The organism is Streptomyces sp. NPDC013317 (genome assembly GCF_055563155.1).
The window spans coordinates 140,838-166,358 of sequence record NZ_JBVHDX010000008.1 but is presented as its reverse complement, the minus strand read 5'-3'; the positions used below and the strand labels follow the sequence as shown (position 1 = coordinate 166,358).

Here is a 25,521-nt window from a genome sequence, read left to right as displayed (position 1 = left end):
CGCGATGTCTGATGCCACACTGCACGCGATCACGCAGGACCCGGACGACTTCGCGGTCCAGATCGCCGACTCGATCGAGTCCTTCATCGTGGCGACCACGGAAGTGGCCAAGGGCGACGAGCCCGACAGCGCGGTGCCCTTCCTGCTCCTGGAGATCTCCCAGCTGCTGCTCGCCGGCGGCCGTCTGGGCGCGCACGAGGACATCCTCCCGGACGAGCGGTACGAACCCGACACGGGTCCGGAGCCGGACGTGGACGACCTGCGCGAGCGGTTCGCGACGATGCTCGACCCGGTGGACGTCTTCTCCGAGGTCTTCGACCCGTACGAGCCGCGCAAGGCGCCCGTGCCGGCCCGGATCTCCGACAACCTCGCCGACATCGTCACCGACCTGCGGCACGGACTGGCCCACTACCGTGCGGGGCGCACCAGCGAGGCCCTGTGGTGGTGGCAGTTCTCGTACTTCTCCAACTGGGGGCCGACCGCCTCGGCGACCCTGCGTGCGCTGCAGTCCCTCGTCGCCCATGTCCGGCTCGACCAGCCCCTCGCGGCCCTGGACGGCCTCGACACGGACGAGGACCTGACCGAGGACGACCTCGCCGAGGAGGCGGGGCGCGTCATGGCGGAGGAGATCGCCGGCCCGCTGGGTCTGGGCGCGCTGAAGAAGTAGCGACCACACACCGTGCGGCGGGATGTGAGCCCGCGCACATCTCGGCCCGTCCCCGCGTACCCCCGGTTCTCCCGGGCAGGCAGACCCACCGGGCGGTCCGGTAGGCCCAGGGCGTGATCACTGACTGAGCGGGACATCTCAGGATGCGATATCACGTCGGCGATTCCGGGCCGCTCGTTAAACTGAGCCGACCGCAGTAATGACTGCGGCAGAGACTGACCGAGGAGCGCACGTGGGCCTTGTCGTGCAGAAGTACGGAGGCTCCTCCGTTGCCGATGCCGAGGGCATCAAGCGGGTCGCCAAGCGGATCGTGGACGCCAAGAAGAACGGCCACCAGGTGGTCGTCGTGGTTTCCGCGATGGGCGACACGACGGACGAGTTGATCGATCTCGCCGAGCAGGTATCCCCGATCCCTGCTGGGCGTGAGTTCGACATGCTGCTGACCGCCGGAGAGCGGATCTCCATGGCCCTGCTGGCCATGGCGATCAAAAACCTGGGCCACGAGGCCCAGTCGTTCACGGGCAGCCAGGCCGGTGTCATCACCGACTCGGTCCACAACAAAGCGCGCATCATCGATGTCACGCCGGGCCGGATCCGCACCGCCCTCGACGAGGGCAACATCGCCATCGTCGCCGGCTTCCAGGGTGTGTCCCAGGACAAGAAGGACATCACCACGCTCGGCCGGGGCGGCTCGGACACGACCGCCGTCGCCCTCGCCGCCGCGCTCGACGCCGAGGTCTGTGAGATCTACACCGACGTCGACGGCGTCTTCACCGCCGACCCGCGTGTGGTGAAGAAGGCGAAGAAGATCGACTGGATCTCCTTCGAGGACATGCTGGAGCTCGCCGCCTCCGGCTCCAAGGTGCTGCTGCACCGGTGCGTTGAGTACGCACGCCGTTACAACATCCCGATCCACGTCCGCTCGTCCTTCTCGGGGCTGCAGGGCACCTGGGTCAGCAACGAGCCGCAAGGGGACCGCAAGGTGGAGCAGGCCATCATCTCGGGCGTCGCCCACGACACCTCCGAGGCGAAGATCACCGTCGTCGGCGTGCCGGACAAGCCGGGCGAGGCCGCGGCCATCTTCCGGGCCGTCGCGGACGCCGAGATCAACATCGACATGATCGTGCAGAACGTGTCCGCGGCCTCCACGGGCCTGACGGACATCTCCTTCACGCTTCCCAAGGCCGAGGGCCGCAGGGCCATCGACGCCCTGGAGAAGGCGAAGGGCGCGATCGGCTTCGACTCGCTGCGCTACGACGACCAGATCGGCAAGATCTCCCTGGTCGGCGCCGGTATGAAGACGAACCCCGGCGTCACCGCCGACTTCTTCCGGGCGCTCTCCGACGCGGGCGTGAACATCGAGCTGATCTCCACCTCCGAGATCCGCATCTCGGTCGTCACCCGCGCCGACGACGTCAACGAGGCCGTGCGCGCCGTGCACAGCGCCTTCGGTCTCGACAGCGACTCCGACGAGGCGGTCGTCTACGGAGGCACCGGGCGATGACCCCCAAGCCGACGCTCGCGGTCGTCGGTGCGACCGGAGCCGTCGGTGCGGTCATGCTCCAGATGCTCACGCAGCACGCGGACGTCTGGGGCGAGATCCGACTCGTCGCCTCGCCGCGTTCGGCCGGCCGCAAGCTGGCCGTGCGCGGTGAGGAGACCGAGGTCCTCGCCCTGAGCGAGGAGGTACTCGAGGGGGTCGACCTCGCCCTCTTCCTGGTGCCCGAGGACATCGCGGCGCGCTGGGCGCCCATCGCCGCGGCCAAGGGCGCGGTGGTCGTGGACACCTCCGCGGCCTTCCGGGCCGACCCGGACGTGCCGCTGGTCGTCCCCGAGATCAATCCGCACGCCGTACGGGTACGGCCCCGGGGCATCGTCGCGAGCCCCGGCTGCTCCACGCTGGCGCTGATCGTGGCCGTGGGCGCGCTGCACGCCGAGTTCGGGGTCGTCGAACTGGTGGTCACCGCCCAGCAGGCCGCGAGCGGAGGCGGGCAGGCGGGTGTCGCCGCCCTGCGCGAGCAGCTGTCGATGGTGGCCGGGACCGAGCTGGGCACGCACCCCGGTGACGTACGGCGGGCCGTCGGCGACGACACCGGACCCTTTCCCGGGCCGGTCGCGCTCAACGTGCTGCCCTGGTCGGGGGAGCTGCGGGAGGACGGCTGGTCCTCCGAGGAGGTGCGGCTGCGCGAGGAGACCCGCAAGGTCCTCGACCTCCCCGGGCTGCATGTCGCGGCCACCTGTGTGCGCGTCCCGGTGGTGACCGCGCACTCGGTCTCCGTACACGCGCGTTTCGAGCGGCCGGTGAGCGTCGGGCGGGCGCACGAGATCCTGGCCACCTCGCCCGGTGTGGTGCTCTTCGACGATCCGGCCTCGGGCGACTTCCCCACGCCCGCCGACGTCGTGGGCACGGACCCCGTCTGGGTGGGGCGCGTGCGCAGGTCGATGGACGACGAGCGGACCCTCGAGTTCTTCGTCTGCGGCGACAACCTCCGCAAGGGCGCCGCGCTGAACGCGGTGCAGATCGCGGAGTCGATCATTCGCCCCGAGCGTCCGGAAATCGACCACGGCTGATCGTTCGACTTTGTAGGATCTGTGGACGACCTGTGAGCAAATCGGCGTCAGATGCCCCTTGAACTGGGGTGACGGCATGTCCGACGATGCTTTTCACCCCTTACCGCAACCGGTAGTTGGGTGGGATGCGTCTCTTGGCGCACCCATGTGGTGTGTCGGAAAACGCGCTGTGAAAACGGGGCATTGGGGAAGAGCGGGTACGCATGAGGGTTTTTGGTGCACCGTCAAAAACGGTGGCGTACTCGTACAACCCTGACGGGGGGAAGCGTGTCCAACAGGCGTGGCAGAGGTACTCGACATCGCAGCCGTCGTCCCGCTCCGCGGCACGACAGTGGTCCCCGCGCGAGGGACGCTCACCGTTCCCGCACGCGGCACCGCGGGCTCCGTGGTGCGCCCGCTCAGGCGCCCGCGTCCGGCCGGCGGGATGCCGGTGATCGCCCCCGTGCCCGCAGAGACCCGGACGACCGGCGTGTACGGCATCCCCTCGCCCCGCGAGAGCACTGAAGGCGCTGTGTCCGCGGGCACCTCCGTAGACCATCTGACCGAGACCTACCGGGCGCACTACCGCTCGCTGCTCGGTCTCGCCGCGCTGCTCCTCGACGACACCGCCTCCTGCGAGGACGTGGTCCAGGAGGCGTTCATCCGCGTCCACTCCGCGCGCAAACGGGTGCGGGACCCGGAGAAGACGCTGGCCTACCTGCGCCAGACCGTCGTCAACCTCTCGCGCTCCGCGCTGCGCCGCCGCATCCTCGGCCTCAAGCTGCTGTCGAAGCCGATGCCGGACATGGCCAGCGCGGAGGAGGGCGCGTACGACCAGCTGGAGCGGGACGCGCTCATCAAGGCGATGCGCGGGCTGCAGCGGCGTCAGCGCGAGGTGCTGGTCCTGCGGTACTTCGCGGACATGACGGAGGCCCAGGTGGCCGAGACGCTCGGCATATCCCTGGGTTCGGTGAAGGCGTACGGCTCGCGTGGCATCGCGGCGCTGCGCGTCGCTATGGAGGCGACGGCATGAGCACCGACGACACGAGGCCCGGCGGTACGGGTTCCGGCGAGGCGAACAGCGGCGGTACGAGTGGGCTGCCCGACGGCGACCGCGACGACATGGGACACGGGATTGTGAACGACGGGCCGGACAACGAGCGGGCCGACGGCCACGACGACCTCTTCGGCGGCGACGAACTGGCGCTGAGGCGCCTGCTCCACGGCGCGGTGGCGGACCTGGAGCCCACCGACGGGGCTCTCGACCACCTGCGCCGCGCCGTACCCGCACGGCGTACCCGCAAGCGTCAGGCCGTCGTCGGCTTCGCCGCGGCCGCCGTGCTGCTCGGCACCGCGGTGCCCGCCTTCGTGCACGTCGCCGGCTCCGGTGGCATCACCGCCGACCAGGCCGTCAACGCCGGTCACGGCGAGCAGGCGCAGGGCGGCACGGGCTCCGAGACCGGCGTCGAGACCGGCGGGAACGGCGGCGGCACGCCGACCGGCACCACCCCGCCGAGCCAGGGCGCCGAGGGCGGGACCTCCGAGGACGGCGCGAACGAGAGCGCCGGCAGCGGCTCGAAGTCCCCCTCCGGGTCCTCGCCCGTGTGCGACGCGACGCAGCTGGCCGTCAGCTCGGCGCAGGCGGGCGGCCCGGACGCCGAGGGGAAGGTCTACGGCACGTTCCGCGTGTCCAACGTCTCCGGCAAGGAGTGCGTGGTCAGCGGCGACGGCAGCGTCGGCTTCCAGGCCCTCGGGGCGGCGGACCCGGCCCGGATCTCGGTCGTGGCGCACACCGCCGGGGACGCGGCGAGCGGACTGCCCGACCCCTCGCAGACGTCGTCCACGCTGCTCCTGAAGCCGGACGGCGCGTACGAGGTGAAGTTCGCCTGGGTCCCCGCGGAGACGTGCCCGGCCACCGGTACGCCCCCGGACCCCGAGCCGACCCCGGACCCCGAGCCGAGCCCGACCGTGGACCCGACCCCGAGTCCGACGAAGGACGGCGAAGGCCAGACGTCGGGATCCTCGGGCTCGACCGGCAACGGTGACTCCGTCGACGGCGCGGCCCCGCAGTTCCGCGTGGACGGGACGCCCGCCGACGGCAGCGTCGCGATCAGCCACACCGCCGAGCCCGGCAGCCCCCAGGCGGCCACCACGATCCCCAACGCGTGCGCGGGCACCATCTACCGCACGGGCGTGCTGGACGCGTCGTAGCGCCCCTTCGGGGGCTCGGGCGGCCTGCCTGCCCGTGGCCCCCGGGCACCCGCGTGTCTACAGGCCCAGGGCCGCGTCGCGGTGGGCCTCCGCCTCGCGGCGCAGGAGGCGGAACCACATGAAGACGACGAAGCCCGCGAAGACGAACCACTCGGCGGTGTAGCCGAGGTTCTGGAACGCCTTCAGGTCGAGCGACGTGCCCGCCGCGGCCGCCGCCGGGACCGGGGTCAGCCCGGCGGGGGAGTCCGTGAGCGTGATCCACGCGTCGTAGACCTCGTCGGGGACCAGGTTGACCAGCGACCCCGCGCTGATCATGCCGAGCTGGCCGTCCGGGAGACCGCCCGCCGCGTGGACGCCCCTCGTCCCCGTGTTCTCGGACGCCTGCAGGGCGCCCACCACGGTGACCTGGCCCGACGGCGCGGCAGGTGCCTTCGCGCCGGCCGGCAGCCAGCCCCGTACGACCGGGAGCGACTTGCCCTCGTCCGTCTTCAGCAGGGTCAGGACGTACGCGCCCGCACGGCCCTCCAGCTCACGGCCCGGCACCAGGAACTGCTCCCCGTACCGCCCGCTCGCCTGCGCGTGGCGGCCCGAGGTCTCCTTGTCCACCGGCAGCAGCGCGCTCAGCGGCTCCGTCCTCAGCGTGCCCGGATCCGGTGCCTGCTCCGCCTCCCGGTGGGAGTCGACGCGGTCCTCGAACTTGCCCATCTGCCAGGTGCCCATGAAGAGGCAGAACGGGATCGCCAACAGGACGAAGACGTTGATCCCCCACCAGCGGGGCGTTTTCAGGAACCGGTACACCCCTCCACGGTACGCAGCGGCCTCACCCCTCGACCGGCCGGGTCCCCAGGTGACGCGCGGCGAAGGCGAGCTCCAGACGGACCTGCTTGATCCGCTCCTCCACCACCAGGGAGCCGTGCCCCGCGTCGTACCGGTACACCTCGTGGACGGCGCCCCGGGCGCGCAGCCGGTCCACGTAGTTGTCGATCTGGCGGATCGGGCAGCGCGGGTCGTTGACGCCCGCCGAGATGTACACCGGGGCCGTGACCCGGTCGACGTACGTCAGCGGGGACGAGGCCTCGAACCGGTCCGGCACCTCCTCGGGGGAGCCGCCGAAGAGCGTCCGGTCGAGCGCCTTCAGGGCCTCCATCTCGTCCTCGTACGCCGTCACGTAGTCCGCGACGGGGACGGCGGCGAGCCCGAGCGACCAGGCGTCGGGCTGCGTGCCGAGCCCGAGCAGCGTCAGATATCCGCCCCACGAGCCCCCGGACAGGACGAGCCTGGCGGGGTCGGCGAGCCCCGACGTGACCGCCCACGCGCGGACCGCGGCGACGTCCTCCAGCTCGATCAGACCGACCCGGTGCTTGAGCGCGTCCGTCCACTCCCGGCCGTATCCGGTCGAACCCCGGTAGTTGACCCGGACCACCGCGTAGCCGTGGTCCAGCCAGGCCGCAGGGCCCGAGGCGAAGGCATCGCTGTCGTGCCAGGCCGGCCCGCCGTGCACCTCGAAGATCGTCGGGAACGGGCCGTCGCCCTCCGCCGGCCGCTGGACCAGGGCGTGGATCCGGCCGCCGGGGCCCTCCACCCAGACGTCCTCCACCGGCACCGACCCGGGCGCCCGCAGGCCGGGCGGGTCGAGGACGACCCCGCCGTCCGTCGAGCGCACCTGCGGCGGCTCGGCGGCGGAGGACCACAGGAACTCCACGCTGCCGTCGGGGCGGGTCGTGGCCTCCGACACCGACCCGGCGGGGGTCTCGACCCGCACCAGCGCGCCCGTCGCGATGTCGTACCGCCACAGCTCGCTGCGCGCCTCGAAGCTGTGCACGATCAGCAGCCCGGTGCCGTCCGCGTACCACTCCGCCGAGACGTCTCCCGGCAGCTCGAGCCGGAGATCGGTCTCCCGGCCCGTCGCCACGTCCCACAGCAACGGCTCCCAGCGGCCCCGCCGCTGGTGCCCGACGAGCAGCCGGGTGTCCCCGTCCAACGGGGCGAAGCCGAGGACCGCGAGGCCCAGCTCCTCCGTGCCGCCCTTGGAGTCGTCCAGCTCGGCCACCAGGGAGGCGTCCTCGGCGCGCAGGACCCGCAGGGCCGAGTGCATGGCGTCGCCGTGCTCGGTGTGCTCGATCGCGATCAGCGAACCGTCGTGCGAGAGGTCCCCCACCCCGGCGGACTCCCGGTGCCGGTAGATCTCGACGGGCTCCGCCCCGTCCCGTACGAGATGGATCGTCGAACCCTCCTCGTCCGTGGAGCGGCCGACGACCACCGTGCCCTCACGGCCGATCGCGAGCCCCGCCGGATACGAGGGCGCGAGGCCGGGCACGGCGGGCTCGTCCGGGCCGCCGGCGAAGGGCTGGCGCATCCAGACCCCGAACTCGTCCCCGTCCTTGTCCGAGAACCACCAGATCGACCGGCCGTCCGGCGACAGCGTGCCGTCCGTCGTCCCGTTCGGCCGGTCCGTGACCTGCCGCTGCGCGCCCGTCTCCCGGTCCCAGGCGTACAGCTCGTACGTCCCCGTCGCGTTGGACACGAACAGCGACCGGTCGGGCGCCTCCTCGGCCCACTCGGGAAGGGACACGCGCGCGGCCCTGAACCGCTGCTCCCAGGCGGGGACGTCGGAGGTGCCGGTGATCTCGTTGCTCTCGGTCATGGCCCCCATCATGCTCCGATCCGCCGACAATCCGTTCGCCTCGTCCGCAGCCTGTGGATAACTCCGGGCGCTATCGGCCGCGGACCCCGTCGATCCGGATCACCGCACAGCCGCCCGCCAGATCCACCGTCGAGCGGTGCGGAGGCGCGCCGTCCTCCTCGTCGTCCCGCAGCACGAGGGCGCTCTGCCGCTCCTTGAGCTCGTTCTGCTTGCCCCGCGAGAACGTGGCGTGCAGCTGCTCGAAACCGGTCGACGACACCTGACCCCTGCGTCGGCCGCGCCCGGTCAGCCGCAGGATCTGGTCGGCGAAGGCGACGACGGTCAGCAGGATGACCAGCCCGGGCAGCGTCACGAACACGGCGAACTCCATACCGGCATTGTCCGCGCTCCCCCGCGGAACAGCGGCCCTCGTGCGTCGACGACGTGACCGCGGTCCACAACTCCCTTATCGACCGCTCGCCTCTGACGCCCCGTCGAACCGGTGGTCAGCCTCCGGAGCCGGCCGACGCCGCCCCCGTCCGGGGCGCCCGTCCGGGCGCCGGGCGCCGAGTGTCTTCGACAGCCGGCCGCGGACGACGGCGGTGATCACGGCGCCCGCTACGGCGGCGGCGCCGAGGCCCAGGGCCAGCGCGGACGGGCCGGAGTCGGAGACGACTTCGGGAGGAACGGTTGCGGCCGCCTCGGCGACTGTCCGAAGGGGGTGCATGTCACCAGGGGACCGGACCGCCGGGCACAGGGCCACTCGGCGGACCCCGTTCGGGTCACGGGGCGTCCGTGGAGGCTCCGAGGCCGGGGCCTACGACAGCCAGGCCATCCCGATCAGCATGAAGACGACGAAGGCTATGCCGCCGGCGACGGCGGCGGTCTTCCTGGGGCGTCGCCGGGAGAGGGCCGCGAGCCCGCTCTCACCCCGGCGCGCCTGCCGCCGGGGCGGGGCGGCGGCTGCCCGCGACTGCGTTCGGGGCTGGGGCCGGGGCTGGGGCCGGGACTGCGACCGAGGCTGCGACCTGGTCTGGGACCTGGTCTGCGACCTGGACTGGGACCTCGGCTGGGACCGGGACGGGGCCGCAGCGTGCGGTACGGGCCGGTGCGGGGGCTGCGGGTGCTCGCGCCACGCCCCCGAGGTGAACCAGTCCGAGATCGCCTGGGCCGGAGGTCTCTGCTCCGGCTCCTTCGCCAGCAGCGTGAGCAGGTACGCCTCGAACGCGGCGGGCAGCCCCACCCCGAGCTGCCGGGGTGGCGCGGGCGGGGTGTCGATGTGCTGGTACAGCAGGGAGGTGGCGGTGTCGCCCTGGAACGGGGGCCGTCCGGTGAGGAGTTGGTACAGCACACAGCCGAGCGAGTACACGTCGGACGCGGGCGACGCGGTCCGTCCGAGGGCCCGCTCGGGGGCGAGATAGAGGCCGGTGCCGACGATCTGGCCGGTGGTCGTGAGCGCGGCGGAGGGGTCGTCGACGAACCGGGCGATCCCGAAGTCCGCGAGCTTCACGGTCCCGTCGTCGTCGACCAGCAGGTTCCCGGGCTTGATGTCCCGGTGCACCACGCCCTCCCGGTGCGCGGCGGCGAGCCCGGCGGCGGCATGGGCGGCCACGACGGCCACCCGCTCCGCCGGCAGCACCAGGGGCGGCCCGCCGGGCTCGGAGGCGAGGCTCGATCCCTCGACCAACTCCATGACGAGGAACAGCTTTCCGTCCCACGTACCGAAGTCGAAGACCCCGACGACATGCGGATGGCTCAGCCGTGCGGCGGTCTGCGCCTCCAGCCTGAACCGCTCGGCGGCGGAGGGATCGGTCTCGTGGCCCAGCATCAACTTGACCGCGACGGACCGCCCGAGCACCTCGTCGGTGGCCTGCCACACCTCGCCCATGCCGCCACGGCCGACACACATGTGGAGCCGATATCGGTCCGCGACCAGCACCTGAGACCCAGCCTTTCGACGGTCGACAACCTGAGAGGAAGCACGCGTCGCCGACTCCGCCGTCCGGCACCGATGCGGGTATCAGGGTAGAGCCGCTTGATCCACTTCCCACACGCGCCCCGGCCCCCACAGACGCCCCCGGAAACCACTCAGGGGCCTGACCCGCTCTCGCGGATCAGGCCCCTGACCTGGTGTTTCAGCTGTCGGGGTGGCGGGATTTGAACCCACGACCTCTTCGTCCCGAACGAAGCGCGCTGCCAAGCTGCGCTACACCCCGATGTCACTGCTCTGTTCTTCACGTCGCGGCGACATCGATTACTTTAGCCCACCCGCGCCCTGAGACGAAATCCGGTTTTCGCGGGCCCCCGCCGCAGGTCGGGCGGGGTGCCCGGGGACGTCAGGCGCGGGCGGTCAGCGTCAGCAGGGTCGCCTCCGGGGGGCAGGCGAAGCGGACCGGGGTGAACCGGTTCGTGCCGCAGCCCGCCGAGACGTGCAGGAACGAGGTCCGGCCGTCCACCGTGTGGGTGGAGAGGCCCTTCACCCGGTCCGTGTCCAGGTCGCAGTTGGTCACCAGCGCGCCGTAGAAGGGGACGCACAGCTGGCCGCCGTGCGTGTGGCCTGCCAGGATCAGCCCGTAGTCGTCGGCCGTGAACGCGTCGAGCGTCCGCAGGTACGGGGCGTGCACCACGGCCATCGAGAAGTCCGCCGACAGGTCCGGGCCGCCGGCCACCCGCTCGTACCGGTCCCGCTTGATGTGCGGGTCGTCCAGGCCGGTGAAGGCCAGGTCCAGGCCGGGCAGCTTCAGTCGGCCGCGGGTGTTGGTCAGGTTCACCCAGCCCGCCTCGTCGAAGGCGTCACGCAGCCCTTCCCACGGGTTGTGCACCGCGCCCACCACCGGCTTGTTGCCGTTGAGGCCGTGGCGGCCCTGGGCCTTCTCCAGCAGGTAGCGCGCGGGGTTGCGCAGCCGCGGGCCGTAGTAGTCGTTGGAGCCGAAGACGTACACGCCCGGGAAGTCCATCAGCGGCCCGAGCGCGTCCAGGACCTCCGGGACCGCCTCCGTGTCCGAGAGGTTGTCGCCGGTGTTCACGACGAAGTCCGGGCGGAGACCCGCGAGCGACTGCAGCCACTTCCGCTTCTTGTGCTGCCCGCACACCATGTGGATGTCGGAGACCTGAAGGACCCGCAGGTCCCGCATCCCGCGCGGAAGCACCGGGATGGTCACCCGGCGCAGTCGGAACGAGCGGGCTTCGAAGCCCGCCGCGTAGACGAGTCCGGCCGCGGCCGTCGCCGTGAGGCCTGCCGTGATCTTCAGGGGGATCCCGTAGCGTGCGCGCATCCCCCCATCGTCGCAGACCCGATGGGCGGAAATGCGCGGGCGGTCGGGCCATGGCACCTGACACACTTGGGGACATGACCACGCTCAAGGCCAAGCTTCAGGACGACCTCAACGCCGCCATCAAGGAGCGCGACGAGCTGCGCTCCTCGACGCTGCGCCTCACCCTCACCGCGATCACCAAGGAGGAGGTCTCGGGCACGACCAAGCGCGAGCTCTCCGACGACGAGGTGCAGAAGGTGATCGCCAAGGAGGCGAAGAAGCGCCGCGAGGCCGCCGACGCCTTCGCCCAGGGCGGTCGCGCCGAGTCGGCCGAGCGCGAGAAGGCGGAGGGCGTGATCCTCGACGCGTACCTGCCGAAGCAGCTCGGTGACGACGAGCTGGAGCAGATCGTCGCCGCGGCGGTCGCCGAGGCCGCGGGCGCCGGAGCCGAAGGCCCGCGCGCCATGGGCGCCGTCATGAAGATCGTGAACCCGAAGGTCGCGGGCAGGGCCGAGGGCGGGCGTGTCGCCGCCGTCGTGAAGAAGCTGCTCGCGGGCTGACCGTCCGCCCGGACGGCCGACGACGAACGACCGAGGGCGCCTCCCCCGTGCGGGGAGGCGCCCTCGGTCATGTTCCGCCGGCTGTCCCGGTGGCCGTCCTAGCGGCCGTTGCCACCGCCGCCACCGCGGCCGTTCCCGCCGCCGATCAGGTCCGGCGGAAGGGTGATCTCCGGGAAGTCGGGCTTGTCGCGCCCGGGCTTCTCGTCCTCGTCCGGCCTGGGCTTGTCCCTGCCCTTCTCCTTGTCCTCGGGCTTCTCGCCGCGCGGTACGGAGATGGGGGCGAAGGACGGCGTCTCGGAGGCGTTCAGCGCCCCGGTCATCGCGATCTTCCAGATCGGGCCCGGGAGGCAGCCACCGCAGACCTTGTCGTAGTACTGGCCGCCGATGGTGATGTCGTACATCGACTGCTTCTCGCCGACGTCGTCACCGACCCACACCGCGGTGGACAGGTTCGGGGTGTACCCGACGAACCAGGCGTCCTTGCGGTCGTTCGTCGTACCCGTCTTGCCGGCGTTGTCGCGGTCGCTCAGACCCGCCTTCGTACCGGTGCCGTCCTCGACGACGCCCTTCAGCATCTGGTTGACCGTGTCGGCCGTGCGCTCGCTCATCGCCCGCGAGCACTCGGTCTGAGGCACCTTCAGCTTCTCGCCGTTGGCGGTCCTGATCGACTCGATGGCGATCGGGGTGCAGTAGGTGCCGCGGTTGGCGAAGGTCGCGTAGGCGGCCGCCATGTCGAGCGGGGTGGCCTCGATCGCGCCGAGCGTGATCGAGGGGTTCTCCTTGACCTGCTTGCCCAGCTCCCGCTCGTACCCGACCTTCCTCGCCATCGTGACCGTCTCGCAGAGGCCGGCCATCTGCTCCAGCTTGGCGAAGTACGTGTTGATGGACTTGCCGAGCGCGCTGGTCATGTCCCAGGTGCCGGTCTCGGACTTGAGCTCGTTGCCGACCTTCCACTGGGCGTAGCCCGCGGGCTTGCCGTCGCAGCGCGTGAAGGAGTTCTCCGGCACCTGGATCTCGTAGCCGGTGGAGAAGCTCTGCGCCGGGCTGAGCCCCTTCTCCAGGGCCGCCGCCGCTGTGATCGGCTTGAACGTCGAGCCGACCTGGAAGCCGTAGGTCGTGCCGCCCATCCTGCTGCCGACGGCCAGGTTGAGCGTGGTCTGGTGCTGCTTCTGGTCCAGGCCGTACGGACGCGATTGACCCATCGAGAGGATCTTGCCGCTGCCGGGCTGGACCTGGACGACCGAGGCGGCGACCTTGTCGTCCTCGTTGATCTTCGCGACGGCCGCCTCGTTGGCCGCCTCCTGCGCGCGCGGGTCGAGCGTGGTCCGGATGGTCAGACCGCCCAGGTTCCACAGCTTCTGCCGCTCCTCGACCGTCTTGCCGAAGACCGGGTCGTTGAGGATCGTCTTGCGCACGTAGTCGCAGAAGAAGCCGGCGCCGTCCACGGCGGTGATGCAGCCGTTCTTCGGGGTCTTCACCTTGAGCTTGACCGGCGTGGCCTTGGCCCGGTCCGCCTCCGCCTGGCTGATGTCCTTCACGTCGGCCATCCGCTGCAGCACCACGTTGCGGCGCTTGGTGGCTTCCTGGAGGTCGTTGACCGGGTCGTAGCGGCTCGGCGACTGGACGAGGCCCGCCATCATCGCGGCCTCCTCCACCTTGAGGTCGGCGGCGGGCTTGGAGAAGTAGCGCTGGGACGCCGCCTCGATGCCGTAGGCCTGCTGACCGAAGAAGGTGATGTTGAGGTAGTTCTCGAGGATCTTCTTCTTCCCCAGCTCCTCCTCGACCTGGATCGCGTACTTCAGTTCGCGCACCTTGCGGCCGATGGTCTGCTGGGTGGCCTGGGCGACCTTCTCGGGATCGTCACCGGCCTCCTCGACGAAGACGTTCTTCACGTACTGCTGGGTGAGCGTGGACGCGCCCTGGGACACACCGCCCGACTGGGCGTTGCGGTTGATCGCGCGCAGCACGCCCTTGAGGTCGATCGCCCCGTGCTCGTAGAAGCGCGAGTCCTCGATCGCGACGATCGCCTTCTGCATGTACGGGGAGATCTTCTCCAGCGGCACGACCTTCCGGTCGCGCGAGTACACGGTGGCGAGGGTGCCGCCCTCGGAGTCGAGGATGGTGGTGCGCTGACTGAGCGGTGGTGTCTTCAGGTTGGACGGGATCTCGTCGAACCCCTCGACCGTGCCCTTCGCCGCGAGCCCCAGTGCACCGGCCGCGGGCAGGGCGATGCCCGCCAGCACGGCTCCGGAGAGCACACTGACACCGAGGAACTTGGCGGCCTGCTGGGTCCCGGTCAGACCTCCGCCCGAGCGCTTCTTTGCCATGGGGGGCAGCCTAATCCGTGGGGACCGGCGTTCCGCAGGAGCGGGGGCCTCTCGGAGCGTTCGCGTACCAGACCGTGACATCCGGGCAGCCCGCGGACGACATCCCGGCAGCCCGGGGACCTACGCCTCCATTCGCCGGACACGCGTACAGGCCTTGGCCTAAGCTGCTCCCAACTGTCACAGCGGTGTGGTTCAGCATCAAGCCCGGGCGTGACATCGGCAGGAACTCCCCAGGACCCGAACCTGGGGACGGCATGCCCGATTCCGCCCCGTGCGTCACTCGACGCCCCATGTGGCTCCGTCACAGCCGGGCGAACTGTACCGGTTCGCCGGTTTGGACACGCATGTCCATCGGTCACTCCCCTGGGTGATCTGCCGCGTACGCATAGTCCGTTCGGGCCATTCAAGATTGGGCCCGAAGGGGGTGTTGCGCTGTGCCCACCTTCCGTAACGTCACCAACTGGCAGCGGTGAATATGCCGCTACCGCCGTGGGGGAGCCTCGATTCGGGAGAGGACGGCGCCGGTATGGGCTGGGTAGCTGACTGGAGTGCGCAGGCGGCCTGCCGCACTACCGATCCGGATGAACTTTTCGTGCAGGGAGCGGCGCAGAACAGGGCGAAGGCGGTGTGCACCGGCTGTCCGGTGCGGACCGAGTGCCTGGCCGACGCGCTCGACAACCGCGTGGAGTTCGGCGTGTGGGGCGGCATGACGGAGCGCGAGCGCCGTGCCCTGCTGCGCCGGCGGCCGACCGTCACCTCGTGGCGGCGACTGCTGGAGACCGCGCGCACGGAGTACGAGCGGGGAGCGGGCCTGCTGCCCGTGGCCATGGAGGACGACGCGACGTACGAGGCGTACGCGGCGGTGGGATGACCGGGCGCGGGTGAACCGCCTCCGGTGTGGGTGTTCCGCCGACGGTCAGGCGGCATCCGCCTCCGGTCAGGCCGACGGCATACGGCCGGCCGTGAGCCGGTCTCCGATGGCTCGAAGCCCTGCCAGATCGTGTACGTCACCGGGCAGGGCGGCCACTTCGGCGACAGCCACCTCGGGGTGGAGCGCCGTGAACCGGTCGCGCGTGCGCTGCTCGCGCGCGAGCACCTGCATCCGCTCGGCATGGAGACGGAGCAGGCCGGCGGTCAGCTGCTGGATGTCGCGTGCGTCGTCTGGTGCGTCGTCGTCGGCTGTGGGGGCAGCCTCGGCGTGCGAAGAAGGTGCGGCGGCAGTGCTCGGGGTCGTGCTCGGGCCGACGGTGGTGCTCGTCGTCGTGCTGGTGGTTCCGGCGGCGGTCGTGGTGTCTGACGGCTCGGTGTCTGACGACTCGGGTGTGGTGGCCCGGGAGCCACGCACTCCAGTCTTCCCGGGCCCCTGATCCACAATGCGCCCCTCGTCAAGATTTTCCGCCGCGGCTCGCGCGCGCTCGGCCGAGAGCCGGGCGGCACCACTGCCGTGGACGCGGTTGAGGACGAGCCCGGCCAGCGGCATCCCCTCCGCGGCCAGCCGCTCCACGAAGTACGCCGCCTCCCGCAGCGCGTCCCGCTCCGGCGTCGCGACCACGAGGAACGCCGTGCCCGGGGCCTGGAGCAGCTTGTACGTCGCGTCCGCCCGGGTCCGGAAGCCGCCGAACATGGTGTCCATGGCGGCCACGAAGGTCTGCACGTCCTTCAGGAACTGACCCCCGAGCAGCTTCCCCAGCGTCCCGGTCATCATCGACATGCCGACGTTGAGGAACTTCATCCCCGCCCGGCCGCCCATCTTCGCCGGGGCCATCAACAGCTTGATGAACTTCCCGTCCAGGAAGGACCCGAGCCGCTTCGGCGCGTCGAGGAAGTCGAGCGCCGAACGCGACGGCGGAGTGTCGACCACGATGAGGTCCCACTCGTCCCGGGCCCGCAGCTGCCCGAGCTTCTCCATCGCCATGTACTCCTGCGTACCGGCGAAACCGGCCGAAAGGGACTGGTAGAAGGGGTTCTCCAGAATCGCCCGGGCCCGCTCGGCGTCCGCGTGCGCCTCGACGATCTCGTCGAAGGTCCGCTTCATGTCGAGCATCATGGCGTGCAGCTGCCCGGCGCCGGACCCCTTGATCCCGTCCACCTCGCGCGGCACGTTGTCCAGCGAGTCGATCCCCATCGACTGCGCGAGCCGCCGCGCCGGGTCGATCGTCAGGACGACGACCCTGCGGCCCCGCTCCGCCGCCCGTACGCCGAGCGCCGCCGCCGTCGTCGTCTTGCCGACCCCGCCCGCGCCGCAGCAGACGATGATCCGCGTGCCCAGGTCGTCGATGAGCGGATCCAGGTGCAGGACGGGGACGGAGTCCAGACCGTTCGCCGCTGCGTTCACCGAACCCGTCACACGCCCACCCCTTGCTTCCGCAGGTCCTTCGCCAGCCGGTACAGGCCCGCGATGTCCGCCCCGTCCCCCAGGAACGGCAGCTCGTACGCCGGTACGCCCAGCTCCATGAGCACCGCCCGCTGCTCGCGCTCCAGCTCGACGCGCTGCGCGTGCTCGGCCGCCTGCTCCAGGAGCGGTTCGACCAGCTTCGTCCCTCCGCGGATGCCGGCCGCGGCGAGGGTCCGCGCCACCGCGTCCCGGTGGTCGCCGGAGGCTGCCCGCACCGCCGCCTCGTCGAGGACGTGCGGCCGGACCATGTTCACGATGACGCCGCCCACCGGCAGTTCGGCGGCGCGCAGCTCCGCGATGCCGTCCGCGGTCTCCTGGACCGGCATCTCCTCCAGCAGGGTCACCAGATGCACGGCCGTCTCCGGGGACTTCAGCACCCGCATCACCGCCTGCGCCTGATTGTGTATCGGGCCGATCCGCGCCAGGCCCGCCACTTCGTCGTTCACGTTGAGGAAGCGGGTGATCCGGCCGGTCGGAGGCGCGTCCATGACCACGTGGTCGTAGGTGTAGCCGCCGTGCTTCTCGCGCCGGCGGACCGCCTCGCAGGCCTTGCCCGTCAGCAGCACGTCCCGGACCCCGGGGGCGATCGTCGTCGCGAAGTCGATCGCGCCGAGCTTCTTCAGGGCCCGGCCCGCGCTTCCGAGCTTGTAGAACATCTGGAGGTAGTCGAGCAGGGCGCGCTCGGCGTCGATGGCCAGCGCGAAGACCTCGCCGCCGCCCGGGGCGACGGCGATCTTGCGCTCCTCGTACGGAAGCGCCTCCGTCTCGAAGAGCTGCGCGATGCCCTGTCTGCCTTCGACCTCGACGAGGAGGGTCCGCTTGCCCTCCGTGGCGAGGGCGAGCGCGAGGGCGGCGGCGACCGTCGTCTTACCGGTACCGCCCTTGCCGCTGACGACCTGGAGCCTGCTCACGTCTTCGAGCCTAACCACTGGAGCGGCCGCCTAAGCAGGAGGCTGCCTGTGGCAGCGGATACAGTCGGCTCCATGACCAAGTGGGAATACGCGACCGTGCCCCTTCTCGTGCACGCGACGAAGCAGATTCTGGACACCTGGGGCGAGGACGGGTGGGAGCTCGTCCAGGTCGTCCCCGGGCCGAACAACCCCGAGCAGCTCGTGGCCTACCTGAAGCGGGAGAAGTCCTGATGAGCGGGGCCGCGAAGGGCGCCGTCGAGGCCAAGCTCGCCGAGCTGGGCCTGACCCTGCCGGAGGTCGTGCCGCCGCTGGCCGCCTACCAGCCGGCCGTCCAGTCCGGCGTGTACGTCTACACCTCGGGCCAGCTCCCGATCGTGCAGGGCAAGCTCCTGGCGGCCGGCAAGGTCGGCGCCGAGGTCACCGCCGAGGAGGCCAAGGAGCTCGCCGCCACCTGCGCGCTGAACGCGCTCGCGGCCGTGAAGTCGGTCGCCGGTGACCTGGACCGGATCAAGCGGGTCGTGAAGGTCGTCGGCTTCGTCGCCTCGGCCGCCGACTTCACCGGCCAGCCCGGTGTCGTCAACGGCGCCAGCGAGCTGCTCGGCGCGGTCCTCGGCGACAAGGGCGTGCACGCGCGCAGCGCCGTGGGCGTGGCCGTGCTCCCGCTCGACGCCCCGGTCGAGGTCGAGGTCCAGGTGGAGCTCGTCCAGGACTGACCGTCCGCTCTCACACGGAGCCGGTTCTCCCGTCCCGGGGGAATCGGCTCTCGTGCATCCGGGTAGTTGCGCATACCATCCGGCCATGTCGAATGGTCAGTGGTACCCACGGGAATGGCCCGGCCTCATCCGCGCGCTCGCCGCGGGCGAGCTCACCCCCGCGACTCCCAGGCGGGCGGCCACCGTCCTGTTGCTGCGCGACGGCACGGAGGGGCCGAGCGTCCACATGCTGCGCCGTCGGGCCTCCATGGCCTTCGCGGGCGGCGCGTACGCCTATCCGGGCGGCGGTGTCGATCCACGCGACGAACACCTGGTGCGCTGGGCCGGGCCCTCCCTGGAGACCTGGGCCGAGCGTCTGGGCGTCACGGGTACGGCGGAGGCCCAGGCGATCGTCTGCGCCGCCGTGCGCGAGACGTACGAGGAGGCGGGCGTGCTGCTCGCCGGGGAGACCGCCGACTCCGTGGTCGGGGACACCACGGGCGAGGACTGGGAGAAGGACCGGGAGGCGCTGGTCGCCCGCGAGCTGTCCTTCGCCGACTTCCTCGACCGGCGCGGCCTCGTGCTGCGCTCGGACCTGCTCGGCGCGTGGGCGCGCTGGATCACGCCGGAGTTCGAGCCCCGGCGGTACGACACCTGGTTCTTCGTGGCCGCGCTGCCGGCCGGCCAGCGCACCCGCAACGCCTCGACGGAGGCGGACCGCACGGTCTGGATCCGCCCCGTGGAGGCCGCGTCCGGTTACGACCGGGGCGAGCTGATGATGATGCCGCCGACCATCTCGACCCTGCGCGCGCTCACGCGCTTCGGCTCGGCCGCCGAGGCGCTGGCCGCGGCGGCGGGCCAGGACCTCACTCCCGTACTGGCGCAGGCGCGCCTGGAGGGGGACGAGCTGATCCTGAGCTGGCCGGGCCACGACGAGTTCACCAAGCACATCCCGACGGGTGGGACGGGGGACGCCGCGCCGGGAGCGGCCTCGGAGACTCCGGGCGCGGGGTCGGCTGCGGGGCGGGCCGATGGTCCGGCCGCGGGACACGCTCCCGGTCCGGCCGATGGCCCGGCCGCGGGGCGGGCTGATGGTACGGACGCAGGGCGGGCTGATGGTCCGGACGCGGGACCGGGGGGTGCGCGATGAGCGACGCGGCCGCGCTGCCCGGACAGCCCCGTGGCGGCGTCCTCTCCGGGCCCGCGACCGTCCGCGCCGTCAACGTCCTCGCGCCGAACCCGTCCGCGATGACCCTGGACGGCACCAACACCTGGATCGTCTCCGAGCCGGACTCCGACCTGGCCGTCGTCATCGACCCCGGCCCGCTCGACGACGGCCATCTGACGCATGTCGTCGAGACCGCGGCCCGGCTCGGCAAGCGGGTCGCGCTCACCCTGCTGACACACGGCCACCCGGACCACGCCGAGGGCGCCGCCCGGTTCGCCGAGCTGACCGGCACTCATGTGCGGGCCCTGGACCCGGCGCTGCGGCTGGGCGACGAGGGGCTGGCCGCCGGGGACGTCGTCACGGTCGGCGGTCTGGAGCTGCGGGTCGTACCGACGCCGGGCCACACCTCCGACTCGCTCTCCTTCCATCTCCCCGCCGACCGCGCCGTCCTGACGGGCGACACGATCCTGGGGCGCGGCACGACGATCGTGGCCCATCCCGACGGGCGCCTCGGCGACTACCTGGACTCGCTGCGCCGACTGCGCTCGCTCACGGTCGACGACGGCGTCCACACCGTGCTGCCGGGCCACGGTCCGGTCCTGGAGGACGCCCAGGGGGCGGTGGAGTTCTATCTCGCACACCGGGCAGGCCGGCTCGCGCAGGTCGAGACGGCCGTCGAGAACGGCCATCGGACCCCCTCGGAGGTCGTCGCCCATGTCTACGCGGATGTAGACCGCTCGCTGTGGCCCGCCGCCGAACTCTCCGTACGGGCCCAGCTGCAGTACCTCCGGGAGCACGGACTGATCTGACCCCCACCGTCGAGGGCGCGCGGGATCGTGTCTTACGCTCCGCTTACTTCGCCTACTGAAGACCGTCGCCCTCGGGGGGAACACCCATGTTCGTCATAGCCATCCTGCTGCTCATCGCGGCAGTGGTGCTCTTCTTCGTCGCCCGCTCCAACGATTCCAAGGGGCTGAAGCTCGGTGCGCTCGGCGCCGTCATCGCCGGTGCCTTCTCGCTGGTCGTCAGCATGACGTACGTGGTCAGCGCGTACGAGGTCGGTGTCCCGGTCGCGTTCGGCAAGGTGGGCTCGCCGATGACCTCCGGCATGCACGTCAAGTCGCCGTTCACCGACGTCACGACCTTCTCCACCCGCCCCGTCGACCTCAACCTCTCCGACAAGGACGTGGTCGAGGTCCGCTCCTCGCAGGGCGGCGTGATGGAGGTCGAGGTGACCGTGAAGTGGGCGGTCAAGCCGACCAAGGCGGTCGAGCTGTACCGGCTCGCGGGCAGCGAGGAGTCCATCCAGCAGCGCCTGGTCTACCCGGACAGCCGGGAGATCGTCCGTAACGTCTTCGCCCGCTACACGAGCGAGCAGGGCTACGCGACCGACCGCGAGAAGATCAACGCCGAGATCGGCACGCTCATCAAGGAGCGTCTCGCGCCCCGCGGGATCGACGTCACGGCCGTCAACCTGCGCAACGTGAAGCCCTCGAAGGCCCTGCAGGACCAGATCGACCGCAAGATCCAGCAGCAGCAGGCGACCGAGCGCGCCACCGAGGCGGCCCGCACGGCCAAGGCCGAGGCGGACCGGCGCCGTATCGAGGCCGAGGGCATCGCCCGCGCCAACAGGATCCTCAACGACTCGCTGACCGACAAGGTCCTGATGAACCAGTGCATCGACGCGTACAAGGAGGCCGCGGCGAAGAACCCGGTGTACGCGGTTCCGTGCGGCTCCGGCAGCGGCAACCCGCTGATCGTGGACGGTACGAAGCGGTAGTCGTCACCGTACGTACGAGAGAGGCCGCCCGGTCCATGACCGGGCGGCCTCTCTCGTACGTACGGCCGGGGGCGCCTAGCGCGAACGCTTCGCGAGGCGCTCGACGTCCAGCAGGATCACGGCGCGGGCCTCCAGCCGGAGCCAGCCGCGCTGGGCGAAGTCCGCGAGGGCCTTGTTGACCGTCTCGCGGGAGGCGCCGACCAGCTGGGCCAGCTCCTCCTGCGTGAGGTCGTGGACGACGTGGATGCCTTCCTCGGACTGCACACCGAAGCGGCGCGACAGGTCGAGGAGCGCGCGGGCGACACGGCCCGGCACGTCGGAGAAGACCAGGTCGGACATCTGGTCGTTGGTCTTGCGGAGCCGGCGGGCGACCGCGCGCAGCAGAGCGGTGGCCACCTCGGGGCGGGCGTTCAGCCAGGGCTGGAGGTCGCCGTGGCCGAGGCCGAGGAGCTTGACCTCGGTCAGTGCGGTCGCGGTGGCGGTGCGCGGGCCCGGGTCGAAGAGGGACAGCTCGCCGATCAGCTCGCCGGGGCCGAGGACGGCGAGCATGTTCTCGCGGCCGTCGGGGGACGTGCGGTGGAGCTTCACCTTGCCCTCGGTGACCACGTACAGGCGGTCGCCGGGGTCCCCCTCGTGGAAGAGCGCGTCGCCACGGGCGAGCGTCGCTTCACTCATCGAGGCGCGCAGCTCCGCGGCCTGCTCGTCATCGAGCGCCGCGAAGAGCGGGGCGCGCCGCAGAACGTCGTCCACGAGTTCTCTCCTATGTCGACCTGCTCAGGGGACCTTGATCCCATGATGCCGGACGCACAAAACAGTGCGATCAATCACAACAAGTTTGACGTACCGAACCGCCCGTCCGTACGTCAGGGGCCCGATTGGGTCGTGATCGGCCATGCCCAGGGCGGATGTCGGTGGTGGCGCTTAGGCTGGCCGGGTGTCCAACTCGCCGGTGAGAGCGCAGGCCAAGGGGGCTGGAAGAGTGTCGGCCAAGGGTAATTCCGCTGTGGGCGAACAGGGTGCGCCGAAGCGGACAAATGCCACGAAAGACCCTGTGAAGGCCGTCAAGAAGCCCGCAAAGCGGCCCGCGAAACCGGCCGCGAAACCGGCCGCGAAACCGTCCGCGGCGCAGGCCGCGAAGAGCGGGAAGACCGCTGAGCCGTCCGCGGCCAAGACCGGGAAGACCGCGAAGCCGGAGTCCCGGCTCGCGATGGTCCGCCGTGCCCGGAAGATCAACCGCGAGCTGGCCGAGGTCTTTCCGTACGCCCATCCCGAACTGGACTTCCGGAACCCCTTCGAGCTCCTCGTCGCCACGGTCCTCTCCGCCCAGACGACCGACCTGCGGGTCAACCAGACCACCCCGGCGCTCTTCGCGAAGTACCCGACGCCCGAGGACCTGGCCGCCGCCGTCCCCGAGGAGGTCGAGGAGCTGATCAGGCCCACCGGCTTCTTCCGCGCCAAAACCAAGTCGATCATGGGTCTCGCCGCGGCCCTCAGGGACGACTTCGGCGGCGAGGTCCCAGGCCGTCTCGACGACCTGGTCACACTGCCGGGGGTGGGCCGGAAGACCGCCTTCGTCGTCCTCGGCAACGCCTACGGCGTGCCCGGCATCACCGTCGACACCCACTTCATGCGCCTCGCCCGCCGCTGGAAGTGGACCGAGAGCGACGACCCGGTGAAGATCGAGGCCGAGGTCGCCGAGATCTTCCCGAAGAGCGAGTGGACGATGCTCTCGCACCGCGTGATCTTCCACGGCCGCCGGATCTGCCACGCCCGCAAGCCCGCCTGCGGTGCCTGCCCGATCGCCCCGCTCTGTCCCGCGTACGGCGAGGGCGAGACCGACCCGGAGAAGGCCGCGAAGCTGCTGAAGTACGAGAAGGGCGGCTTCCCGGGCCAGCGGCTCAACCCGCCCCCGGACTACCCGGGCCGCCCGGCCGCCCCCGCTCCCGGTGTGGCCCCGGGGGCCGAATGAGGCAGAGCCCGAGGGAACGAACCCACGCACGGATCGCGTTGTGAATCATCGGGGGTGCCTATGACGCGCACGGAAGAAGAGGCCGCGGAGACGATCCACGGCGTGGGGACCGGCGGCCTGCTCAGACGGGACGGCCTGCCCGACTGGCTCGCACCCGTCGACCGGGCGGCGCGTACGGTCGCGCCCGAGCAGCTCAGCCGATTCCTGCCGCCCGCGAACGGCGCCGGTCGCCAGTCCGCCGTCCTCATTCTCTTCGGCGAGGGCGAGCGCGGCCCCGAGCTGCTCCTCATGGAGCGCTCCGGTTCGCTGCGCTCCCATGCCGGCCAGCCCTCGTTCCCCGGCGGCGCCCTGGACCCGGAGGACGGCGATCCGGCCGACGGCGGCCTGCTGCGCGCCGCCCTGCGCGAGGCCGAGGAGGAGACCGGACTCGATCCCTCCGGCGTCCAGCTCTTCGGCGTCCTGCCCCAGCTCTACATCCCGGTCAGCAGCTTCGTCGTCACCCCCGTCCTCGGCTGGTGGCGCACCCCCAGCCCGGTCGGGGTCGTCGACCCCGCCGAGACCGCCCGGGTCTTCACCGTCCCCGTGGCGGATCTCACGGACCCCGCCAACCGCGCGACCACCGTCCACCCCAGCGGCCACAAGGGCCCCGGGTTCCTCGTCGCATCCGCTCTGGTCTGGGGTTTTACGGCCGGAGTGATCGACCGGCTCCTCCACTACGCCGGCTGGGAGCAGCCGTGGGACCGGTCCAAGCAGGTCCCGCTCGACTGGCGCTCATGACAGGCTGAACCCCCCGGAGCCCGGGGCGACCGAAGACGAATTAGCGAGGCTATTGACGGTGAACGTGCTGGACATCCTGTTGCTGCTCGCCGCCGTGTGGTTCGCGATCATCGGTTACCGCCAGGGCTTCGTGGTCGGCATCCTGTCGGTCATCGGCTTCCTGGGCGGCGGCCTCGTCGCCGTCCTCCTGCTCCCGGTCGTCTGGGATTGGCTGACGAACCACTCCGAGGTCTCCACCACGGCGACGGTCGTCTTCGTGGTCGTCGTGATCGTCTGCGCCTCCGTCGGTCAGGCCTTCACCACCCACCTCGGGAACAAGCTGCGCCGGCACATCACCTGGTCACCGGCGCGCGCCCTGGACGCCACCGGAGGCGCGCTGGTCAACGTGGTCGCGATGCTTCTCGTGGCCTGGCTGCTCGGCTCGGCCCTCGCCGGAACCTCGATGCCCACCCTCGGCAAGGAGGTCCGCAGCTCCAAGGTGCTGCTCGGTGTCGAGCAGGTGATGCCCGATCAGGCATCCACCTGGTTCACGAACTTCACCTCGACGCTGGCGCAGAACGGCTTCCCCCAGGTCTTCAGCCCGTTCGCCAACGAGCCCATCACCGAAGTCAGGCCGCCGGACCCGGCGCTCGCCGGCAGCCCGGTCGCCGCCAGGGCACAGCGTTCGATCGTCAAGGTCGTCGGTACGGCCCCGAGTTGCGGCAAGGTGCTCGAAGGCACCGGCTTCGTCTTCGACGACCGCCGGGTCATGACCAACGCCCATGTCGTCGGCGGCGTCGACGAGCCGACCGTCCAGATCGGCGGCGAGGGCAAGCTGTACGACGCGAAGGTCGTCCTCTACGACTGGCAGCGCGACATCGCCGTGCTGGACGTGCCCGATCTGGACGTCCAGCCGCTGCAGTTCACCGAGGAGGACGCCCGCAGCGGCGACAGCGCGATCGTCGCGGGGTTCCCCGAGAACGGCTCGTACGACGTCCGCTCGGCGCGCGTCCGGGGCCGTATCAGCGCCAACGGCCCTGACATCTACCACCGCGGCGAGGTGCGCAGGGACGTCTACTCGCTGTACGCGACGGTCCGTCAGGGAAACTCCGGCGGCCCGCTGCTCACCGAGGACGGCAAGGTGTCCGGCGTGATCTTCGCCCGCTCGCTCGACGACAGGAACACCGGCTACGCGCTGACCGTCGACGAGATCCGGCAGGACATCGTCCAGGGCCGCGCGGCGACACAGCAGGTCGACAGCCAGGGTTGTGCGCTGTAGGCGGCTGAGCCGCTGTGCGCCGCGGCGGATGGACGTCCATGTCCGGCCCGGGGTGAGATCGACTCCAGGGTGTGATCGATCCCGGAGGGTGATCGGTCCCGTCGTGCGACGGGACCGGGGGCGATCAGTCCCGGGTGTGCCTGAGCCGGGCCGAGACCCAGCGGGCCCGGCGGCGCAGGATGCGCGGAATTCCGATGTCCTGCCCCGGATGCGAGCGACCCTGTTCCTGCGGGCCGCTCCTCTCGTGTGAGCCCGGCCCAGCGGCCGAGCGTCGGTTGCGTGCCGTGTCACCGTAGTCGTGCGTCCAGCCCATACCCCGACGTCTGCCCGGGGCCCAAGGTCGGTAACCGCCCGGGGGCCCGCCAATTGGAGTATGCGC

25 protein-coding genes and 1 tRNA gene are annotated in these 25,521 nt (G+C 71.2%); 15 read left to right on the top strand and 11 right to left on the bottom strand.

The window, feature by feature from the left end; all coding sequences use genetic code 11:
- Positions 1-4: 4 nt before the first annotated feature.
- From ACZ3IJ_RS21745 to ACZ3IJ_RS21725, 5 genes are all read left to right on the top strand, one after another.
- The gene (locus ACZ3IJ_RS21745; RefSeq protein ID WP_467470534.1) at positions 5-667 is read left to right on the top strand and encodes a DUF5063 domain-containing protein; all 663 of its coding nucleotides are present in this window, start codon (positions 5-7) and stop codon (positions 665-667) included.
- Between the two features lie 232 nt (positions 668-899).
- Positions 900-2,171: an aspartate kinase gene (locus ACZ3IJ_RS21740; RefSeq protein ID WP_352190376.1), complete on the top strand. Its 1,272-nt coding sequence runs from the start codon at positions 900-902 to the stop codon at positions 2,169-2,171.
- A complete protein-coding gene (locus tag ACZ3IJ_RS21735; RefSeq protein WP_467470531.1) occupies positions 2,168-3,238 on the top strand; it encodes an aspartate-semialdehyde dehydrogenase in 1,071 nt (356 codons plus the stop codon). Before ACZ3IJ_RS21740 ends, ACZ3IJ_RS21735 begins: the two co-directional genes overlap by 4 nt.
- A gap of 280 nt (positions 3,239-3,518) precedes the next feature.
- On the top strand, positions 3,519-4,250 hold the full coding sequence (locus tag ACZ3IJ_RS21730) for a SigE family RNA polymerase sigma factor (RefSeq protein WP_467470529.1): 732 nt from the start codon (positions 3,519-3,521) through the stop codon (positions 4,248-4,250).
- On the top strand, positions 4,247-5,428 hold the full coding sequence (locus ACZ3IJ_RS21725; protein WP_467470527.1) for a hypothetical protein: 1,182 nt from the start codon (positions 4,247-4,249) through the stop codon (positions 5,426-5,428). The genes ACZ3IJ_RS21730 and ACZ3IJ_RS21725 overlap by 4 nt, the downstream gene beginning before the upstream one ends.
- A 57-nt stretch (positions 5,429-5,485) precedes the next feature.
- On the opposite strand, the gene ACZ3IJ_RS21720 is transcribed toward ACZ3IJ_RS21725, so the two are convergent.
- From ACZ3IJ_RS21720 to ACZ3IJ_RS21695, 6 genes are all read right to left on the bottom strand, one after another.
- Positions 5,486-6,226: an SURF1 family protein gene (locus ACZ3IJ_RS21720; protein ID WP_467470525.1), complete on the bottom strand. Its 741-nt coding sequence runs from the start codon at positions 6,224-6,226 to the stop codon at positions 5,486-5,488.
- Between the two features lie 22 nt (positions 6,227-6,248).
- Positions 6,249-8,081, bottom strand: a complete 1,833-nt coding sequence (locus tag ACZ3IJ_RS21715; protein WP_467470817.1) for a S9 family peptidase — start codon at positions 8,079-8,081, stop codon at positions 6,249-6,251.
- A gap of 61 nt (positions 8,082-8,142) precedes the next feature.
- Positions 8,143-8,442, bottom strand: a complete 300-nt coding sequence (locus ACZ3IJ_RS21710; RefSeq protein ID WP_467470523.1) for a DUF6191 domain-containing protein — start codon at positions 8,440-8,442, stop codon at positions 8,143-8,145.
- Positions 8,443-8,868: 426 nt separating this feature from the next.
- On the bottom strand, positions 8,869-9,990 hold the full coding sequence (locus ACZ3IJ_RS21705) for a serine/threonine-protein kinase (RefSeq protein ID WP_467470522.1): 1,122 nt from the start codon (positions 9,988-9,990) through the stop codon (positions 8,869-8,871).
- A gap of 203 nt (positions 9,991-10,193) precedes the next feature.
- Positions 10,194-10,267 (bottom strand) — tRNA-Pro (locus tag ACZ3IJ_RS21700).
- Positions 10,268-10,387: 120 nt separating this feature from the next.
- Positions 10,388-11,326: a metallophosphoesterase gene (locus ACZ3IJ_RS21695; protein WP_467470520.1), complete on the bottom strand. Its 939-nt coding sequence runs from the start codon at positions 11,324-11,326 to the stop codon at positions 10,388-10,390.
- 74 nt (positions 11,327-11,400) lie between these two features.
- Between ACZ3IJ_RS21695 and ACZ3IJ_RS21690 the strand changes: the two genes are divergently transcribed.
- Positions 11,401-11,865, top strand: a complete 465-nt coding sequence (locus ACZ3IJ_RS21690; protein WP_467470519.1) for a GatB/YqeY domain-containing protein — start codon at positions 11,401-11,403, stop codon at positions 11,863-11,865.
- 98 nt (positions 11,866-11,963) lie between these two features.
- Here the strand turns inward: ACZ3IJ_RS21690 and ACZ3IJ_RS21685 are convergent, their stop codons facing one another.
- Positions 11,964-14,192: a transglycosylase domain-containing protein gene (locus tag ACZ3IJ_RS21685; RefSeq protein ID WP_467470517.1), complete on the bottom strand. Its 2,229-nt coding sequence runs from the start codon at positions 14,190-14,192 to the stop codon at positions 11,964-11,966.
- A 526-nt stretch (positions 14,193-14,718) separates the two neighbouring features.
- On the opposite strand from ACZ3IJ_RS21685, the gene ACZ3IJ_RS21680 reads away from it, so the two are divergent.
- The gene (locus ACZ3IJ_RS21680) at positions 14,719-15,063 is read left to right on the top strand and encodes a WhiB family transcriptional regulator (protein WP_026058363.1); all 345 of its coding nucleotides are present in this window, start codon (positions 14,719-14,721) and stop codon (positions 15,061-15,063) included.
- 66 nt (positions 15,064-15,129) lie between these two features.
- Here ACZ3IJ_RS21680 and bagB read toward each other — a convergent pair whose 3' ends face one another.
- Complete coding sequence (gene bagB, locus ACZ3IJ_RS21675) at positions 15,130-16,539, bottom strand: ATPase BagB (RefSeq protein ID WP_467470514.1); 1,410 nt, start codon at positions 16,537-16,539, stop codon at positions 15,130-15,132.
- Positions 16,536-17,498, bottom strand: a complete 963-nt coding sequence (bagA, locus tag ACZ3IJ_RS21670) for an ATPase BagA (protein ID WP_467470512.1) — start codon at positions 17,496-17,498, stop codon at positions 16,536-16,538. Before bagA ends, bagB begins: the two co-directional genes overlap by 4 nt.
- Positions 17,499-17,570: 72 nt before the next feature.
- Between bagA and ACZ3IJ_RS21665 the strand changes: the two genes are divergently transcribed.
- The 5 genes from ACZ3IJ_RS21665 (at position 17,571) to ACZ3IJ_RS21645 (ending at position 21,138) form a co-directional block, all read left to right on the top strand.
- Positions 17,571-17,729, top strand: coding sequence for a DUF4177 domain-containing protein (locus ACZ3IJ_RS21665; RefSeq protein ID WP_017947820.1), 159 nt, complete (start codon positions 17,571-17,573; stop codon positions 17,727-17,729).
- The gene (locus ACZ3IJ_RS21660; RefSeq protein ID WP_467470510.1) at positions 17,729-18,211 is read left to right on the top strand and encodes a RidA family protein; all 483 of its coding nucleotides are present in this window, start codon (positions 17,729-17,731) and stop codon (positions 18,209-18,211) included. The genes ACZ3IJ_RS21665 and ACZ3IJ_RS21660 overlap by 1 nt, the downstream gene beginning before the upstream one ends.
- An 85-nt stretch (positions 18,212-18,296) precedes the next feature.
- The gene (locus ACZ3IJ_RS21655) at positions 18,297-19,340 is read left to right on the top strand and encodes an NUDIX hydrolase (RefSeq protein ID WP_467470508.1); all 1,044 of its coding nucleotides are present in this window, start codon (positions 18,297-18,299) and stop codon (positions 19,338-19,340) included.
- Positions 19,337-20,167 carry an MBL fold metallo-hydrolase gene (locus ACZ3IJ_RS21650; RefSeq protein WP_467470506.1) on the top strand — a complete coding sequence of 277 codons (831 nt, stop codon included), beginning with the start codon at positions 19,337-19,339 and terminating at the stop codon, positions 20,165-20,167. Before ACZ3IJ_RS21655 ends, ACZ3IJ_RS21650 begins: the two co-directional genes overlap by 4 nt.
- 86 nt (positions 20,168-20,253) lie before the next feature.
- Complete coding sequence (locus tag ACZ3IJ_RS21645; protein WP_467470504.1) at positions 20,254-21,138, top strand: prohibitin family protein; 885 nt, start codon at positions 20,254-20,256, stop codon at positions 21,136-21,138.
- A 75-nt stretch (positions 21,139-21,213) separates the two neighbouring features.
- Here ACZ3IJ_RS21645 and ACZ3IJ_RS21640 read toward each other — a convergent pair whose 3' ends face one another.
- Positions 21,214-21,888 carry a Crp/Fnr family transcriptional regulator gene (locus ACZ3IJ_RS21640; protein ID WP_015034542.1) on the bottom strand — a complete coding sequence of 225 codons (675 nt, stop codon included), beginning with the start codon at positions 21,886-21,888 and terminating at the stop codon, positions 21,214-21,216.
- A gap of 229 nt (positions 21,889-22,117) precedes the next feature.
- On the opposite strand from ACZ3IJ_RS21640, the gene nth reads away from it, so the two are divergent.
- The 3 genes from nth to ACZ3IJ_RS21625 are packed head-to-tail and all read left to right on the top strand — an operon-like array spanning position 22,118 to position 25,142.
- Entirely contained in the window at positions 22,118-23,107 is a 990-nt protein-coding gene (gene nth / locus ACZ3IJ_RS21635; RefSeq protein ID WP_467470502.1) for an endonuclease III, read from the top strand.
- Positions 23,108-23,167: 60 nt separating this feature from the next.
- Entirely contained in the window at positions 23,168-23,884 is a 717-nt protein-coding gene (locus tag ACZ3IJ_RS21630) for an NUDIX hydrolase (RefSeq protein ID WP_467470500.1), read from the top strand.
- A 58-nt stretch (positions 23,885-23,942) separates the two neighbouring features.
- Positions 23,943-25,142 (top strand): MarP family serine protease, encoded by a 1,200-nt coding sequence (locus ACZ3IJ_RS21625; protein ID WP_467470499.1) that lies wholly within the window; start codon positions 23,943-23,945, stop codon positions 25,140-25,142.
- A 124-nt stretch (positions 25,143-25,266) separates the two neighbouring features.
- On the opposite strand, the gene ACZ3IJ_RS21620 is transcribed toward ACZ3IJ_RS21625, so the two are convergent.
- Positions 25,267-25,455, bottom strand: coding sequence for a hypothetical protein (locus tag ACZ3IJ_RS21620; RefSeq protein ID WP_352187683.1), 189 nt, complete (start codon positions 25,453-25,455; stop codon positions 25,267-25,269).
- Positions 25,456-25,521: the final 66 nt, after the last annotated feature.

Coding starts and splice junctions, on each gene's coding strand:
- ACZ3IJ_RS21745 (WP_467470534.1), top strand. CDS start 5: ATGTCTGATGCCACACTGCACGCGATCACGCAGGACCCGGACGACTTC.
- ACZ3IJ_RS21735 (WP_467470531.1), top strand. CDS start 2,168: ATGACCCCCAAGCCGACGCTCGCGGTCGTCGGTGCGACCGGAGCCGTC.
- ACZ3IJ_RS21725 (WP_467470527.1), top strand. CDS start 4,247: ATGAGCACCGACGACACGAGGCCCGGCGGTACGGGTTCCGGCGAGGCG.
- ACZ3IJ_RS21715 (WP_467470817.1), bottom strand. CDS start 8,081: ATGGGGGCCATGACCGAGAGCAACGAGATCACCGGCACCTCCGACGTC.
- ACZ3IJ_RS21710 (WP_467470523.1), bottom strand. CDS start 8,442: ATGGAGTTCGCCGTGTTCGTGACGCTGCCCGGGCTGGTCATCCTGCTG.
- ACZ3IJ_RS21695 (WP_467470520.1), bottom strand. CDS start 11,326: ATGCGCGCACGCTACGGGATCCCCCTGAAGATCACGGCAGGCCTCACG.
- ACZ3IJ_RS21690 (WP_467470519.1), top strand. CDS start 11,401: ATGACCACGCTCAAGGCCAAGCTTCAGGACGACCTCAACGCCGCCATC.
- ACZ3IJ_RS21685 (WP_467470517.1), bottom strand. CDS start 14,192: ATGGCAAAGAAGCGCTCGGGCGGAGGTCTGACCGGGACCCAGCAGGCC.
- ACZ3IJ_RS21680 (WP_026058363.1), top strand. CDS start 14,719: ATGGGCTGGGTAGCTGACTGGAGTGCGCAGGCGGCCTGCCGCACTACC.
- ACZ3IJ_RS21665 (WP_017947820.1), top strand. CDS start 17,571: ATGACCAAGTGGGAATACGCGACCGTGCCCCTTCTCGTGCACGCGACG.
- ACZ3IJ_RS21660 (WP_467470510.1), top strand. CDS start 17,729: ATGAGCGGGGCCGCGAAGGGCGCCGTCGAGGCCAAGCTCGCCGAGCTG.
- ACZ3IJ_RS21655 (WP_467470508.1), top strand. CDS start 18,297: ATGTCGAATGGTCAGTGGTACCCACGGGAATGGCCCGGCCTCATCCGC.
- ACZ3IJ_RS21650 (WP_467470506.1), top strand. CDS start 19,337: ATGAGCGACGCGGCCGCGCTGCCCGGACAGCCCCGTGGCGGCGTCCTC.
- ACZ3IJ_RS21645 (WP_467470504.1), top strand. CDS start 20,254: ATGTTCGTCATAGCCATCCTGCTGCTCATCGCGGCAGTGGTGCTCTTC.
- ACZ3IJ_RS21630 (WP_467470500.1), top strand. CDS start 23,168: ATGACGCGCACGGAAGAAGAGGCCGCGGAGACGATCCACGGCGTGGGG.
- ACZ3IJ_RS21620 (WP_352187683.1), bottom strand. CDS start 25,455: ATGGGCTGGACGCACGACTACGGTGACACGGCACGCAACCGACGCTCG.